Origin of the sequence: Streptomyces sp. CoH27, assembly GCF_020181035.1 — a bacterium.
GTDB lineage: Bacteria > Actinomycetota > Actinomycetes > Streptomycetales > Streptomycetaceae > Streptomyces > Streptomyces camelliae.
The window spans coordinates 117,581-133,178 of the sequence record NZ_JAIQYY010000017.1; the positions used below are offsets into that span (position 1 = coordinate 117,581).

The window sequence follows — 15,598 nt, forward strand, 5'->3', positions numbered from 1 at the left end:
AGGAGGAACGGGTGACCCAGCACACCCTGAGGAGCGGATGCATCGCGGTCGCCGCGGCATGCGCCCTCGCTTCGGGGGCCCTGCCTCTGACCGCGGCCCCGGCCTCGGCCGACTCGCCCAGCGAGACGGTCGTACCGGCCGCGCTGCTGAACAACCCGCCCAAGGACAACGTCGTCTTCGCGGGCACCGGTGGCTTCTTGCACCGGTCCGACACCCAGTCCACCTTCGTGTGGACGAAGTACGCGGGCGGACCGGACATCCCGGTACCGCAGGTCACGGGGAACTTGGCGCCCGGGTACCGGGGCGCGGGTTCCGACGTGATGGCGACCCCGTCGGCCGACGGGTACCAGCTGCACGACATGGACGCGGACACGACCATCACCATCACCCCTGGTCCGGGCCAGAGTTACCTGGGAACGTTCGGCTCGCGCGTGCTGACCGTCACCAGGGCCGCCGATGGAACGGTGACGGGCTTCCATGTGCTCGGCACGGCGAACGGGCAGCAGACCGACGCACCGGTCACCGGCTGGCCCGCGGGCGCCACGCTGCAGACGCCGGTGCTGGCCGGGGACGCCGACTCGGTGGTGATCCGCTACACCGACAGCACCAACGGCACCACCGAGAACCGGCTCGCGCTGGTGGACCTGGCGACCGGAACGGTCACGCCCATCATGGGGCCACTGGCCCCCTTGGCCCACGTCGTGCTGTCTTCCAAGTACATCGCCTGGTACTCGGCATACGGAACCGACGGGACGTCATCGGCGGGGCAGGTGCACGTCGTGTCCCGCTCCGACCCCGGCGGAACGGAGACCACCCTTCAGATCCCAGCGGCGCCGCTGGGCAGCGGGTACACCAGCCACGTGCGCTCCCTGGGCATCGCGGGCGACTCCCTGCTGATCGCCGACCTGGCGTCACACAGCGGTCCATTCACTCCGGACGACACGCTCGGCTACCCGCTCTACTCGATGCCACTGTCCGGCTCCGCCACCATGACCCCGGTCCTGGACCACGTCTACTTCAACACGCTCAGGCAGGAGCCTGACGGCGTCGTCGCCGCCGGCGGCCCGGCCGCCACCGACTGGGCAGCCCACCTGTTCACCGCCGGACCAGACGGGACCCCGACCGGCACCGCCGTCGACTCCGACCCCGCCATACCCGCCCCTCTCGACGGCCTGGCCCTCGGCGGCGGGAAGCTGTTCACAGTCGAGCGCGGGACAGGCGGTGGGGATTACGTCTACGACCGAAGCGTCCAGCCGGGTTCCCCGCCCTCCTACGGCCCCCAGCAGGACTTCAGCGATTCCCTCGCCGCGACCGACTGCGACACCGCGGCCACCTGCAACCCGCCCATCGCCAACGGCGACGGGAGCATCTCCCAGCTGCGCCCGGGCGACAGCGTCCAAGGCGACGCCGTCGTCGTGAAGATCCCCGACCTGAACCCGATCCTGGTCACGCCGGGCGCCACCGGCGGCACCCTCGTCGACGCCGAGGGCCGCTACCTGGTCTACGACGGCGGCTCCACGAAGAAGCAGTACATCGGTGACGTGGACCCGGGTGCGGGCGGCACCAGCCACGTCCTCTTCACCCGCCCCATATCCGCCGCCGCACTGTCCGGCACCACCGTGTGGGTCCCCGGCAGCACCCCCGGCACGCTGACCCAGATCGACCTCACCACCCGGCGCACCGTCCAGACCGTGACGACCGACGCCCCCTGCGTGCCCAGCGAGCTGCAGGCCGCCGCCCAGCACTGGGTGTACTGGTCCTGCGGGCCGTCCGGCCCGGCCGGCGTGCACGACCTGGCCACCGGCAAGGACATCCCCGTACCCGCCGGACTCGCCCAGCTCGGCGACGGATTCGTGGTCGAGCACGACACGTCGGCGGGCAAGCTGACCCTCACCGACGTCCACACCGACACCCCCACCACCACCGACCTGGCCGACCTGCCCACCGGACCGGTCGCCGACGACCGCCGGGTGACCTGGGCCGTCGACAAGTATCAGGGCGGCATCGCCTACCTGGACAGCGGCAAGAACGTCCACCTCGTCGACCCGCACATCCCCGCTTCCACTCCCGCACCGGCCGCGGGCGCCTTCATGTACCCCGGCCAGCAGCTCGCCCCGGGACACAGCCTGAGCAGCTCGGCCATGACGCTGACCATGCAGACCGACGGCAACCTCGTGGCCCGCCTGAACACCGGCAAGGGCGCCGGCCAGGTGGTCTGGTCGACCGGGACGAGCGGCAACACCGGCGCGTACGCGGTGATGCAGAACGACGGCGAACTCGTCGTCTACAAGAGCACCGGCGGACCCGGCAGAGGCGGCGCCCTGTGGTCCGGCCCTGCGGACGGCGCGCCCGGCGCGTACGCCACCGTGCAGGACGACGGCAACATCGTCGTCTACGAGCAGGCAAGCACCACACCGCTGTGGGCCAGCGGCACCAATGCCCACTCGCAGACCGTTCACGGCGGCACCACCCTCAAGCCCGGCTGGTGGACACAGGGCACCTACACCCGCCTGGTCATGCAGACGGACGGCAACCTGGTGCTCTACCGCCGGCGTGACGGCGCCGCCCTCTGGTCCAGCCGCACCTACGGCCACTCCGGCGCCTACGCCGTGATGCAGACGGACGGCAACGTCGTCGTCTACACCAGCACCGAAGGACCGGGCAAGGGCGGCGCCCTCTGGTCCAGCCACACCTACGGCCACTCCGGCGCCTACGCGATGGTGCAGAACGACGGCAACGTCGTCGTCTACACCAGCACCGGAGGACCGGGCAAGGGCGGCGCCCTCTGGGCCACCGGCACCAACACCACGGCGCGATGACGTAGTCGTACGAGCGTCAGCCGGGCTCGGCGGGGGGCACCGGGATGCTGGTGTGTCCCCCGGACTCGCCGCCGGACTTGTCGCCAGGCTCGTCGCCGGTGTCGGTCAGGGTCGCCGCCTCGCGCAGGGCCGCCCAGCGGGAGGCGCGGGCGAGGTCGTCGTGCCAGTCCGGGGGGAAGGGGTCGTCGGCGGGGAGGACGTCGTAGAACTCCTCCTCGCCGGTGGTGGCGCCGGTCCCGGCGGGCGCGGTCTCCGTCTGCGTGCCCGCGGCCTTCTTCAGTTCCTTCACCTTGCCCTTCTCCTTCACCTTGCCCTTCTCCTTCCCGTGCTTCTGCGCCTGCTCCTGCTCCTGCTCCTGCTCCTTGCTCTCCTCCTTCGTCCTGCCCTGCGCCGGGATCTCCGTGTCCCGCTTCCGGCGTGCCCACAGCCGCCACGCCCGTACCGTCAGGGCCACCGGCAGCGCGAACACCGCCGTCCAGGCGCCCGCCGCTCCCCCGGTCTGCCACCACACCGGGCCGAAGCGGGCCAGCGCGGCCACGCCCAAGGGGCCGCCTGACAGTCTGGCGAGCAGGGCGAGGACGGCCGCGCAGACCAGTGCGGTCAGCAGGACCACCCCGGCGGTACCGGCCGCCGACCAGCGGGCCGACGCCGGTTCGTCCCGCTCCGGCCGCCGTACGGCCGCCCGCGCCACGAACCACCCCGCCGTCACCCCGGCCACCACCGGCACCACCCCCGCCGCCCAGTTGGGGGGCGCCCCGGGGCCCGGGTCCGGTACCGCCGCCAGCAGCGGGAACGGCGGCAGGAGGAGGGGCGGGTGGGAGGCGAGCGCGTTGACCGCGTGTCCGGTGCCGAGGGTGAAGCCGGGGCCGAGGGCGTACGAGGCCGCCCACACCGCCGCGTTGGGGATCAGGGAGATCCCGAGCAGCAGGACCGCGAACCGTCCGGTCCAGCCCTCCGTCAGCTGGAGGAAGGAGGCCCGCGCCGCCCCGCCGTGCCAGACCAGCGACGCACCGACCAGCGCCGCCCCGCCGCCGAGGAGCGCGGCGGTCGCGGCACCGGCCGCCCGTACGGCCGTGCCCAGCCGCCGCCGCGCGTCCGTGCCGAACACCAGCCGCCGCACCGGCCCCGGCAGCACCACCAGCACACTCAGCACAGGCTCGCGCGGGCGGCCGTACGCCGACCACACCCCGGCCGCCGCCGAGACCGTCGCGACGAGTGGCAGACATGCCGTCACCCAGGGCCAGGCGGGGCGCAGTCCGGCGCCTGCGCAGTACAGGGCGGCCGGGCAGCCGACGGCGAGGTAGCCGAGGACGATCCCCGTCCACACCGTGTGGGCGGGTACGGGTGGCGGTGCGTCCTCGGCGTCGTCGGGCGGCGCGTCCACGGCGATCCGGGCCGCCCGGTACACCAGCCAGAGCGGCAGCGCGAGCAGCAGCAGTGGGGTGACGCCGACCGGCATGGGCGCGCCGGAGAGCGTGTCGGTGCGGACGAGTTCGACACCGTGCGCCAGCAGCCACAGGGCGGCGGCGATGTGCAGCGCGCCCCCCGGACCGCTGTCGGGATACGGCGAGCTGACCCACAGCACCATCATGAGCACGGCGAACGAGCCGAGCCCCAGTCCGGCGGCGACGGCACCGCCCAGGAGGCTCCCGGCGAGTCCGGGCGAGCGGTCGCGCAGCTGGGTCAGCAGGGGCGACAGCGACGGTCGGCGAGCGGTCATCGGGATCACGCCCGCCATGCTCCCAACGGCACACGCTTTCCCGTCGTAACGGGCGAACTTCGGAAGTGTCGCTAAAGATATGATTATGTTCCTTATTCGTACGGAAGGGCAGCGCACGGTGACGCAGACTCAGGCGGATGCGGGCCTGACGCCCGCTCAGGCCTTCGACGCGCTGTACGCGTTCTGCGCCCCTGCCCTCGTACGCCAGACCTATCTGCTCACCGGACGACGGGAGCTGGCCCGGGAGGCGGTGGAGCGGGCGTTCCAGCTGGCCTGGCAGCGCTGGCCCGAGGTGGCGCGGGACCGGGATCCGGGCGGCTGGGTGCGGGCGGTGGCGTACGACTGCGCGCTCTCCCCCTGGCACCGCTTCCGCCCCCGCTACCGGAACCCGGAGCCGCCGCCCGCCGACCCGGCCGACCGCGCGGTACTGCACGCCCTGCTGGAGCTGCCGCCGTCGTACCGGCGCACGCTCGTCCTGTACGACGGTGTGGGCCTCGATCTGCCGGAGACGGCGGCGGAGACGGAGGCCAGCACCCCAGCGGCGGCGAACCGGCTGACCCACGCCCGGCAGGCGGTGGCGGCCCGCGTCCCGGAGCTTGCCGACCCCGCCGTGCTGCACCGCCGACTGCTCGAACTGGCCTCGGCGGAGCGGCTGCGCGCGCCCAGGCCGACGGCGGTGCGGACCGTCGGCGAGCGGCGCAACGTCTTCTGGACCCGGGTGGCGATCGCGTTCACGGTGACGATCATCGGCGCGACGGCACTCACGCTGCGGACGGCACCGACGCACTACGAGCCGCCGGTCGCGCCGGCGGAGGCGGTCGCGGGAGTCCCGCCCCGGGTGGCGCCTGGTCCGCTGTCCCCGGCCGTGCAGGCCCTGCGCACGAAGCTGAGCACGTCGGAGCGGAGCGGCCCGGAGCGGCTGGTGCCGTTGGCCAGGTGAACGGCGGTAGGCCCGCCCCCACCGCGGGGAACGGGCCTACCGGCGTGCCTCTATGGCGTTGTTCAACTACGGCGCTGTTCAGCGTTCAGCTGCGGCGCTGTTCAGCCGGCCAGGATCTCGCGGGCGAGCTTGGCCGTCTCGGTCGGGGTCTTGCCGACCTTGACGCCCGCGGCCTCCAGGGCCTCCTTCTTGGCCTGTGCGGTGCCGGAGGAGCCGGAGACGATGGCGCCGGCGTGACCCATGGTCTTGCCCTCGGGCGCGGTGAAGCCCGCGACGTAGCCGACGACCGGCTTGGTCACGTTCTTCTTGATGAACTCGGCCGCGCGCTCCTCGGCGTCACCACCGATCTCACCGATCATCACGATGAGCTCGGTCTCCGGGTCGGCCTCGAACGCGGCCAGGGCGTCGATGTGGGTGGTGCCGATGATCGGGTCACCGCCGATGCCCACGGCCGTCGAGAAGCCGATGTCACGCAGCTCGTACATCATCTGGTACGTCAGCGTGCCGGACTTCGAGACCAGGCCGATGCGACCCGGCTTGGTGATGTCGCCCGGGATGATGCCGACGTTCGACTGGCCCGGGGTGATGATGCCGGGGCAGTTCGGGCCGATGATGCGGGTCTTGTTGCCCTTCTTGCCGGCGTGCGCCCAGAAGGACGCCGAGTCGTGCACGGCGATGCCCTCGGTGATCACGACGGCCAGCGGGATCTCGGCGTCGATGGCCTCGACGACCGCGTCCTTGGTGAACTTCTCCGGCACGAAGATGACGGAGACGTTGGCGCCGGTCTTCTCGATGGCCTCGGCGACCGTACCGAAGACCGGTACCTCGGTGCCGTCGAAGTCCACGGTGGTGCCCGCCTTGCGCGGGTTCACGCCGCCCACGACCTGCGTGCCGTCACCGAGCATGAGCTTGGTGTGCTTCATGCCGGTGGCACCGGTCATGCCCTGGACGATGACCTTGCTGTCCTTGTTGAGCCAGATAGCCATGGTGTGTTGTGTCCTCGTCCTGAGTGCTTACTTGGCGGCGTGGGCCAGCTCAGCGGCCTTGTCGGCCGCGCCGTCCATGGTGTCGACGCGCTGCACCAGCGGGTGGTTGGCGTCGGTGAGGATCTTCCGGCCCAGCTCGGCGTTGTTGCCGTCGAGGCGGACGACGAGCGGCTTGGTGACGTTCTCGCCGCGGTCCTCCAGCAGCTTCAGGGCCTGGACGATGCCGTTGGCGACCTCGTCACAGGCGGTGATGCCACCGAAGACGTTGACGAACACCGACTTGACGTCCGGGTCGCCGAGGATGATCTCCAGGCCGTTCGCCATGACCTGGGCGGAGGCGCCACCGCCGATGTCCAGGAAGTTGGCGGGCTTGACGCCACCGTGGTTCTCACCGGCGTACGCGACGACGTCCAGGGTGCTCATGACGAGACCCGCGCCGTTGCCGATGATGCCGACCTCGCCGTCGAGCTTGACGTAGTTGAGGTTCTTCTCCTTGGCGGCGGCCTCCAGCGGGTTGGCCGCGGCCTTGTCGTGGAGCTCCTCGAAGTCGGGGTGACGGAACTCGGCGTTGTCGTCGAGCGACACCTTGCCGTCAAGGGCGATGACCTCGCCGGAGGCGACCTTCGCCAGCGGGTTGACCTCGACCAGGAGGGCGTCCTCCTTGATGAAGGTGTCCCACAGCTTGACGAGGACGTTCGCGACCTTGTCCGCGACCTCGGCCGGGAACTTCGCGGCCTCGACGATCTCGCGGGCCTTGGCCTCGTTCACACCGTCGATCGGGTCGATCGGCGTCTTGGCGACGGCCTCCGGACGAGTGGCCGCCACCTCCTCGATCTCCATGCCGCCCTCGACGGAGGCGATGGAGAGGAAGGTGCGGTTGGCACGGTCGAGGAGGAAGGAGACGTAGTACTCCTCGATGATCTCCGGCGCGGTCTCGGCGATCATGACCTTGTGGACCGTGTGGCCCTTGATGTCCATGCCGAGGATGTCCGTCGCACGGGCGACGGCCTCGTCCGCGGAGGCGGCCAGCTTGACGCCGCCGGCCTTGCCGCGACCACCGACCTTCACCTGCGCCTTGACGACGGACTTGCCGCCCAGCCGCTCGGTGATCTCGCGCGCCGCCTCAGGCGTGTCGATGACTTCACCGGCCAGCACCGGTACATCGTGCTTGGCGAAGAGGTCCCTCGCCTGGTACTCGAACAGGTCCACGCGCTTCCGTCCCTATCAGTGATCTCGCGGTTCGTTGGATGCGTGGGCGTGCCGCGAAGGGCAACGTGACGTCCGCTTGTCACAAGGGGGGCGCACACGGTGTCCGAGCGCGCGGCATGTCCGTCTCGCAGGTTATCGCCGCTTGCGGGGGCTCCCTAAATCGAGGGTCACACCTGAGCGGTGATACCTGTCACATGATGCCTGGTCTGCTGGCACGGCGTGCCGTGTTGGGCTGTGTTCGGTCGGCTTCGTTCGATGTGCGAGGCCTCACCGGGCTGGGGTTGACCCGGTGAGGCCTCTGGTCCGGCCCCGGTGGCTCCGGGGCCGCGGCGGTTGATCCCCACCCCAATGGGGACCACCCGCCCTACCCGAGGGGGCCCGGCCGGACGAACCGACGGCATTCGGCCATCCGGGTCCGGACACCCCGCGGAGGGCTGCTCGGCCCAGCTCTCAGCTGCCCTGAGCGGCATTCGGTATGCCGGACAGGTGCTGGAGGCGGGCCGCGTCCTGGAGGTACGGCGGTACGGCCACCCGGGTGACGCCTTCGACACCGGCAACGACATGCCCGGCCGGCGAACCGCCGGCCGCGTGGACCGTGCCGTCGAGCGCGTGGGCGAAGGCCCCGGTCTGCGCGGTCACGCCTTCGGCGAGAGCGCCTGCCTGGCCGGTCAGCCCGTGCGTGAAGGGGTCTGCGTGGCCGGTCAGCCCGTGCGTGAAGGCGCCCGTCTGGCCGGTCAGACCGTGCGCCGGCGGTGGTAGGGGGCCGACGGCGCCGTCCGCGAAGGGCTGGACGTCGCCGGTCACGCCGCGGGCGAGCGCACCCGCGTCCGTCACGGCCTGCTCGGCGGTCCCGTGCACCGTCCCGGCGGCCTGCTCAGCCGTCCCGTACGTGTCCGTCACCGCCTGCGGGGCCGTGGGCCCGACGCCCGCCACCTCGGGGGCGAAGGAGCCGAGCGGGCCGAAGAGGTAGTCGATCTCGTTCCGGGAGGCGGTCGAGACGGCCGAGGCGGCATGCGCGGCCTCGTGGGCGACACCGTAGGCGGCGCCGTACGCCCCTTCGGCCTGGACACCGGCCTGCACGCGGGCCTGGCCGCCAGCCTCGGCGGGAGTCCCGACGCGACCCTGCACCCGCGCCGTCCGCGCCCGCTCCGCGCGGGCCGCCTGCGCGCCCTTGATGGCCTCGGCACCCCGCACGGCCTTCGCGGCGGCCGGAACGTTCGCGTCGGCGGAACGGGCGGCCTGGTCGGCGGTGCTGATGACGGCCGCGCCCTGGTCGGCGGTGCTGATGACGGTCGCGCCCTGGTCGGTGGTGGTCGAGGCGGCCGACGCGGCGGTGCCGGTCAGACCGGAGACGGTGCCGTGGACGGTGTTCTGGACACCGGAGACCATGTCGTGGACACCCGTGAGGACACCGTCGACGGTCCCGGCGACGGAATCCTCGCCCGAGTCCGGGACGGAGAGGGAGATGGCGGACAGCTCGTCGGCGCTGGCCGCGGCCGAGCCGGGCCCCCAGGCGCCGGTGACACCGGCGGCCATCACGCTCGAACAGCGGATGTTCTTGTTCATGACGTGCGTCTATTCCTTCGGAAACAGCTGGGGAGTTTCCGTCCGGAGATCGCTGAAGGAGATCGCTGAAGGTGATCACTGAGGATGGGGTCCGGACGGACGGGCAGGCTTGTTCCGCCCTCGCGCGACAGGTCAGCGGCGGGGAGGTCAGCCGTACTGCCTAGCCGGGGAAGACGGGGATGTCCCGGTGCCGTTCCCGGGTCCGGGGCGCGTCGACGCGCGCGGCGGCGCCGGGTACAAGCTGCGGGGCCGCCCCATTACCGAAGGTGACGGCGTGCGCGTCACCGTGGCGGGACGCGCTGCCGTCGACCGCCTGCTTGCCCGGCACACCGTCCGTGTCGGGGGTGGGCTCAGGGCGACCGGGGGCGCCGACAGCGGTGCCGTGGTGCCCGGACGTGCGTGCCTCGTTCTGCGGCACGGGGGTGAGGTCCGGGCCGTACGACAGGAGCGGTGCCGGCGCGGTGACGGCGGTACGGGCCCCGGCGCGGGCGTGCTTCCGCGGCGCCGGAGCCGTGGGCCGAGCCGCCGGGCCTCCGCGGTACCGCGGGTGGGACGCCGGCGCCTGCGCACCCGGCACCGGCAGCACAGGTACCCCCGCGCCCTGGCCGAGGTCCGGCAGGAGCAGGGAGTGCATCGTGGTCGGCGGTCGCGTCGTCTCGGCGGATTGAGAGACCGTCTGCGACACGGCCTGGGCCAGTGACTGCGGCAGTGACAGCGGCAGTGACTGCGACACGGACTGAGCCGCGGATCGGTACACGGATCGGGACGCGGATCGGGACACAGCGGTCACCACGTCCCGCGCGGACGCGACGGTCTGCTCGCCGACCGTACGCACATCCCGTACTGGCACGGCCGGTTGTGCATGCCGCACCGGCCGTACCGGTCGCACCAGTCCCTCATGCCCCACCGCCCCGTACCCCGCCGAAGTCGCCTTCACCGGTACCGGGACGGTTCCGTCCGCCGCGTGGGCCTGCTCGCCGCAGACGAACCCCAGCGCGAACAGCCCGCCGACCAGCAACGCCAGGTGGAGCACACGCCGCCCGGCCGCCGTACGCAACACGCGCACGGTGGTACCGAGGAGGGTGGCTGTGAAAGTCAAGGGGAGGAACATTCTCGGATCGGCACGACAGGGGCTCCGCCGATCCTTGCACGGCACGCCTCGGGCCGCGCAACCCCCTGTTACCGATGGGTAGTCATATCCCTTTTCCCGCCTGTGTCATGCCGTGTCCGGTATCGGCAGCGGCCGTTTCTCCAGAGCCGCCGCCATCACCTCGGGGAACAGGTCGGGTGTGCAGGCGAAGGCCGGTGCGCCCAGCGCAGCGAGCGCGGCCGCGTGCTCCCGGTCGTACGCCGGCGCTCCTTCGTCCGATAGCGCGAGCAGTGCCACGAACTGCACCCCGGACGCCTTCATCGCCGCCACCCGCTTGAGCATCTCGTCGCGGATGCCGCCCTCGTACAGGTCGCTGATCAGCACGACCACGGTCTCGGCGGGCCGGGTGATCTGCGACTGGCAGTAGGCGAGCGCCCGGTTGATGTCCGTGCCGCCGCCGAGCTGGGTGCCGAAGAGGACGTCGACCGGATCGTCCAGCTGGTCGGTGAGGTCGACCACCGCCGTGTCGAAGACGACCAACCGGGTGCTGATCGACCGCATGGAGGCCAGTACCGCCCCGAACACGGACGCGTAGACCACGGACGCCGCCATGGAACCGGACTGGTCGATGCAGAGCACCACCTCCTTCTTCACCGACCGCGCGGCCCGCCCGTAGCCGACGAGCCGTTCCGGTACGACCGTGCGGTACTCGGGGAGATAGTGCTTGAGGTTGGCCGCGATGGTGCGGTTCCAGTCAATGTCGTGGTGACGCGGGCGGCTGATACGGGCGCTGCGGTCGAGGGCGCCGTTGAGCGTGGCACGTGTCCGGGTCGCGAGCCGCTTCTCCAGGTCCTCGACGACCTTGCGGACGACCGCGCGCGCCGTCTCCTTGGTGGTCTCCGGCATCGCCTTGTTGAGCGACAGCAGCGTGCCGACCAGGTGCACATCGGCCTCCACCGCCTCCAGCATCTCCGGTTCCAGCAGCAGCGAGGAGAGCCCGAGCCGATCGATGGCGTCGCGCTGCATGACCTGGACGACGGAGGACGGGAAGTAGCGGCGGATGTCCCCGAGCCAGCGCGCCACGGACGGCGCCGAGGCCCCGAGTCCGGCCGAACGCTCCCGCCCCGCCTGCGGTTTGTCCCCCTTGCCATAGAGCGCGGCGAGCGTCCCGTCCATCGCCGCGTCCCTCCTGGACAACGCACACCCCGTGCCATCGGCCTGGTCCCCGCCAAGCACCAACCGCCACCGCCGCAAACGCTCCCGCGCGGGGTCGGTCGGGTGAGTGGGGTGAGTGACTGTGCCCGGGCCGGGGGCGGGGGCAGAGGCAGTGCCGGGGCCGGCGGCGACACCGGTGCCCATGCCGGCGACGAGGCCGGGGCCGGCAGCGGTGCCGGGGCCGGTGTCCGAGGCGGCCTCTGGTGTGATCCGTTCGGTTGTCATGCGCCCACCCCCGCAAGGCTGTTGTCGTCCGTCGTCCTCGGCTTCTCGTCCAGGCCGAGCAGCAGCCGCAGCACCGGCAGCACGGCGTCGGCGCGCCCGGCGTCCGGTTCGGCGGCGAAGCCGGGCGTTCCGCTCCCCGCCCCGGCCCGGCCTCTCGCCTCTCCCGGGCCGCGCCGGACCAGTTCCCCGAGGGTTCTGCGCACCCCCGGCTCGTATGCCGCGAACGTGCGCCGCAGCAGCGGCAGTACGCCGGCGAACGCCTCCGCCGGCACCCCCGTCAGCCAGCTGTCGACCAGGCCGAGCAGTCGCTCGTCGTGGACCAGCAACAGCCCGCCCCCGCCGCCGACGAAGCCCTCGATCCAGGCGGCCGCGTCGGCGGGCGGCGTCCCAGGCGACAGGGCCAGCCCCATCAACCGCGCCGCCTCCTCAGACCCCAGCGCACCCTCGTCCAGCAACAACCGCACCGCCCGCCCCCGCAGAACACCGGCCACGGTGTCGCGCAACGCCAGCGCCCGCAGCACGGCCCGCCAACGGCTCCGCAGATCGCCGTACCCGGCGCGGGAACCGGCGCCGGCGCCCGCACCGGCACCGAAAGCGCCGGTCCCACCGCCAGTCCCCCCACCGTTCCCCGCCTCACCGTTCCCGGCCTCACCACCCGCGGCGCTCGGCGCGACCGGCGTCTCCGCCAGCAACCCCACCGCCGCGTGCACGGCGTCCAGATGGCCGCGCATCTCCTCCGCCGCGTCCGTGTCGAGCGCGGTGCAGGCGGGGGGCAGGCCGATGAAGATGCGCTCGGCGAGGCCCGCCGCGACCCCGGCCAGCGCGCCGGTGTCGGTGCCGCGCACGTCGCCGTAGCGCAGGGAGCGGACGAGGGCAGGCAGGGCCTGGGCGAGGTGGCCGACGTCCGTGTCGAGCGCGGCCCGGTCGGCGAGCGCCCGCATGACGACGGGCAAGGCGTCCGGCAGCCCGGCGAGCAGACAGTGCTCGGCGAGCGCCGTGACATCGGCGAGGGCACGCGCGGCCGCCGCGTCCGCCTCCGCCTTGGCCTGCGCCGCGCCGCACACCGTCGTCCCCCACACCCCCGCCTCGGCGACCCGCACCGACAGCTCCGGCTCCCAGCGCAATCGCCACGTCTCCCGAAAGGTGCCCGTACTCCCCCGGGACCGGGCCGGCTCGCCCCAGCCGACGCCAAGCAGCCGCAGCCGGTGCAGCAGTCTGCTGCGGCCGGCGTCGGTGTCCCCGCGCAGGTCCAGCTCCAACTCCCGCTCCAGCGCCTCCGGTTTGAGCCGCAGGGAACGCTGCTGCCGGGCCAGGTCGCGCTGCAACGGCACGGCCGGGGCCGACTCCGGCACCTCCCCCAGCACGTCCCCGACCACCAGCCGGTCGTGCACCAGCGCCAGCGGCACATCCGAGCCGTCGCCCATCACCGCGCGCACGGCGTCGGTGGTCTCGCCGAGCCCGGGCAGCGGACGGCCACGCAGCGCCGCCAGGGTCTCGGCGAGCCGGACCGCCTCGATGACATGGGCGGAGGAGACGATCCGGTCCTCCTCCCTCAGCAGCCCCGCCACCTTGGTCAGCCACCGCTCCACCGGCCGATCGGGGGCGTGGAACAGATGGGCGTACCAGCCGGGCGACTCGATGCCCGCGCCGTATCCGCCGGCCCGGGCGAGCCTGCGGTGGGTCCAGGGCACCCAGGTCAGGTCCGCCTTGACCTTGGGCAGTCCCCTCAACAGGCCCCGGTCGGCGACGACGGTGGTGCGCTCACGCAGCGCGGGCACGTGCCAGGCCCCGCACACCACCGCCACCTCATCTCCGAACGCCTTGCGTGCGGCACGCAGTTGGATCCTCATGTGCGCCTCACGCACGAGGTCCCGCGCGTGCCCGCCGGTGCCGTACCGCTCGCGCAGCGCGCCCATCGCCTCCTCCAGGGCGGCGAACGGCGCGAAGGGGTCGCACTCCCCCGGGCCCCGGTGCTCGACGACGTCCTCCCACCACCGCTCGGGGTCGTCGTAACCGGCGGCCTCCGCGAGCACGGCGAGCGGGTCGATCCGGAGGTGGTCGCGGGCGTCGTCGGGCTCATCGCCGCCCCCAGGCTCACCGACACCAACACCGGCACCTGCACCGGTCCCAGTGGCCGTGTCCGGCCCGTGCCCGTACCCGTTCCCCGGCTCCTGCCCGTCGGGAGGCGCCGCCCGCCCCTCGCTCCCCTCCCACGCGAGCGTGTGCGTGGCCGGCAGGTCGATGAAGCGAGCCGGGACGCCGTGTTCCAGGGCCCAGCGGATCGCCACCCACTCGGGGCTGAACTCGGCGAACGGCCAGAACGCCGAGCGGCCGGGCTCGTCCACGGCGTGGGCCAGCAGGGCGACCGGGGGCCGCAGACCGGGGTCGGCGGCCAGCGGGATCAGCGCATCGGCCTCGGGCGGGCCCTCGATCAGGACGGTGGCCGGGCGGGCGGCGTCCAGCGCGGCCCGCACCGCACGCGCGGAACCGGGCCCGTGATGCCGTACGCCCAGCAGGAGCGGCCGGCTCGTGTCGGTCATGCGCTCACCTCCCGGCAGGCCCGGTAGAAGTCCGTCCAGCCCTCGCGCTCGCGGACGACGGTCTCCAGGTACTCCCGCCAGACGACCCGGTCGGCCGCCGGGTCGCGGACGACCGCGCCGAGGATGCCGGCGGCGATGTCGCCCGGACGCAGCACGCCGTCGCCGAAGTGCGCGGACAGGGCGAGGCCGCCCGTGACGACGGAGATCGCCTCGGCGGTGGAAAGGGTGCCGCTGGGCGACTTCAGCTTCGTACGGCCGTCGGCGGTGACGCCGTCGCGCAGCTCGCGGAAGACGGTCACGACACGGCGGATCTCCTCGATGCCGTCGGGCGCGGCCGGCAGGTCGAGGGAGCGGCCGATCTGTTCGACCCGGCGCGTGACGATGTCGACCTCGGACTCGGCGCTCTCCGGCAGCGGAAGCACCACGGTGTTGAAGCGGCGGCGCAGCGCGCTGGAGAGGTCGTTGACGCCTCTGTCCCGGTCGTTGGCGGTGGCGATGAGGTTGAACCCGCGGACCGCCTGGACCTCTTCGCCCAGCTCCGGTATCGGCAGCGTCTTCTCGGACAGGATCGTGATCAGCGTGTCCTGCACGTCGGCGGGGATACGGGTCAGCTCCTCGACGCGGGCCGTCATCCCCTCGGCCATGGCGCGCATGACGGGGCTGGGCACGAGGGCGTCGCGGCTCGGGCCGTGCGCGAGCAGGCGCGCGTAGTTCCAGCCGTACCGGATCGCCTCCTCCGGGGTGCCGGCCGTGCCCTGGACCAGCAGGGTCGAGTCGCCGCTGACGGCGGCCGCGAGGTGTTCGGAGACCCAGGTCTTGGCGGTGCCGGGAACGCCGAGCAGGAGCAGGGCGCGGTCGGTGGCGAGCGTGGTGACGGCGACCTCGATGATGCGGCGCGGGCCCACGTACTTGGGTGTGATCACCGTGCCGTCCGGCAGGGTGCCGCCGAGCAGATACGTCGCCACCGCCCACGGCGACAGCTTCCAGCGGGCCGGACGCGGGCGGTCGTCCTGCTGCGCGAGCGCGGTGAGTTCGGCGGCGAAGGCGTGCTCGGCGTGCGGTCGCAGCACCGGCGCCGCCCCCTGGCTCCCGTTCGCTCCGACGGACGACGCTCCCCCGGACGACGCTCCCCCGGACGACGCTCCGACGGACGTCGCTTCCACGGACGTCGCTTCCACGGACGTCGCTTCCACGGACACAGTCATGGCTGAGGCCCCCTCCAGCTCGGCCGGTTCGGATCTGCCATCAACCGTGCACCACGCCACTGACAATCGCTCTGACCTGCACA

At 72.7% G+C, this 15,598-nt stretch carries 10 protein-coding genes; 2 read left to right on the forward strand and 8 right to left on the reverse strand.

Features of this window, described 5'->3' with window-relative positions; all coding sequences use genetic code 11:
• Positions 1-11 precede the first annotated feature (11 nt).
• Positions 12-2,819, forward strand: a complete 2,808-nt coding sequence (locus LE548_RS27755) for a hypothetical protein (protein ID WP_225099696.1) — start codon at positions 12-14, stop codon at positions 2,817-2,819.
• A gap of 16 nt (positions 2,820-2,835) precedes the next feature.
• On the opposite strand, the gene LE548_RS27760 is transcribed toward LE548_RS27755, so the two are convergent.
• Positions 2,836-4,557 carry a DUF6350 family protein gene (locus LE548_RS27760; protein WP_225099697.1) on the reverse strand — a complete coding sequence of 574 codons (1,722 nt, stop codon included), beginning with the start codon at positions 4,555-4,557 and terminating at the stop codon, positions 2,836-2,838.
• A 67-nt stretch (positions 4,558-4,624) separates the two neighbouring features.
• Between LE548_RS27760 and LE548_RS27765 the strand changes: the two genes are divergently transcribed.
• On the forward strand, positions 4,625-5,479 hold the full coding sequence (locus LE548_RS27765; protein WP_374116183.1) for an RNA polymerase sigma factor: 855 nt from the start codon (positions 4,625-4,627) through the stop codon (positions 5,477-5,479).
• A gap of 101 nt (positions 5,480-5,580) precedes the next feature.
• Here the strand turns inward: LE548_RS27765 and sucD are convergent, their stop codons facing one another.
• The 7 genes from sucD to LE548_RS27800 form a co-directional block, all read right to left on the reverse strand.
• On the reverse strand, positions 5,581-6,465 hold the full coding sequence (gene sucD / locus LE548_RS27770; RefSeq protein WP_225099698.1) for a succinate--CoA ligase subunit alpha: 885 nt from the start codon (positions 6,463-6,465) through the stop codon (positions 5,581-5,583).
• A gap of 27 nt (positions 6,466-6,492) precedes the next feature.
• The gene (gene sucC / locus LE548_RS27775; RefSeq protein WP_225099699.1) at positions 6,493-7,674 is read right to left on the reverse strand and encodes an ADP-forming succinate--CoA ligase subunit beta; all 1,182 of its coding nucleotides are present in this window, start codon (positions 7,672-7,674) and stop codon (positions 6,493-6,495) included.
• 450 nt (positions 7,675-8,124) lie between these two features.
• A complete protein-coding gene (locus tag LE548_RS27780; protein WP_225099700.1) occupies positions 8,125-9,240 on the reverse strand; it encodes a hypothetical protein in 1,116 nt (371 codons plus the stop codon).
• Between the two features lie 160 nt (positions 9,241-9,400).
• A complete protein-coding gene (locus tag LE548_RS27785) occupies positions 9,401-10,339 on the reverse strand; it encodes a hypothetical protein (RefSeq protein ID WP_225099701.1) in 939 nt (312 codons plus the stop codon).
• A 117-nt stretch (positions 10,340-10,456) separates the two neighbouring features.
• Positions 10,457-11,689: a VWA domain-containing protein gene (locus tag LE548_RS27790; protein ID WP_225099781.1), complete on the reverse strand. Its 1,233-nt coding sequence runs from the start codon at positions 11,687-11,689 to the stop codon at positions 10,457-10,459.
• Positions 11,690-11,766: 77 nt separating this feature from the next.
• On the reverse strand, positions 11,767-14,310 hold the full coding sequence (locus LE548_RS27795) for a DUF5682 family protein (protein ID WP_225099702.1): 2,544 nt from the start codon (positions 14,308-14,310) through the stop codon (positions 11,767-11,769).
• Positions 14,307-15,515, reverse strand: coding sequence for an AAA family ATPase (locus LE548_RS27800; RefSeq protein WP_225099703.1), 1,209 nt, complete (start codon positions 15,513-15,515; stop codon positions 14,307-14,309). Before LE548_RS27800 ends, LE548_RS27795 begins: the two co-directional genes overlap by 4 nt.
• Positions 15,516-15,598 lie beyond the last annotated feature (83 nt).

Bases quoted from the DNA above. Each gene is read 5' to 3' on its own strand.
- LE548_RS27795 (WP_225099702.1), bottom strand. From the start codon at position 14,310: ATGACCGACACGAGCCGGCCGCTCCTGCTGGGCGTACGGCATCACGGG.
- LE548_RS27800 (WP_225099703.1), bottom strand. From the start codon at position 15,515: ATGACTGTGTCCGTGGAAGCGACGTCCGTGGAAGCGACGTCCGTGGAA.
- LE548_RS27760 (WP_225099697.1), bottom strand. From the start codon at position 4,557: ATGGCGGGCGTGATCCCGATGACCGCTCGCCGACCGTCGCTGTCGCCC.
- LE548_RS27790 (WP_225099781.1), bottom strand. From the start codon at position 11,689: ATGGGCACCGGTGTCGCCGCCGGCCCCGGCACTGCCTCTGCCCCCGCC.
- LE548_RS27765 (WP_374116183.1), top strand. From the start codon at position 4,625: ATGTTCCTTATTCGTACGGAAGGGCAGCGCACGGTGACGCAGACTCAG.
- LE548_RS27780 (WP_225099700.1), bottom strand. From the start codon at position 9,240: ATGAACAAGAACATCCGCTGTTCGAGCGTGATGGCCGCCGGTGTCACC.
- sucD (WP_225099698.1), bottom strand. From the start codon at position 6,465: ATGGCTATCTGGCTCAACAAGGACAGCAAGGTCATCGTCCAGGGCATG.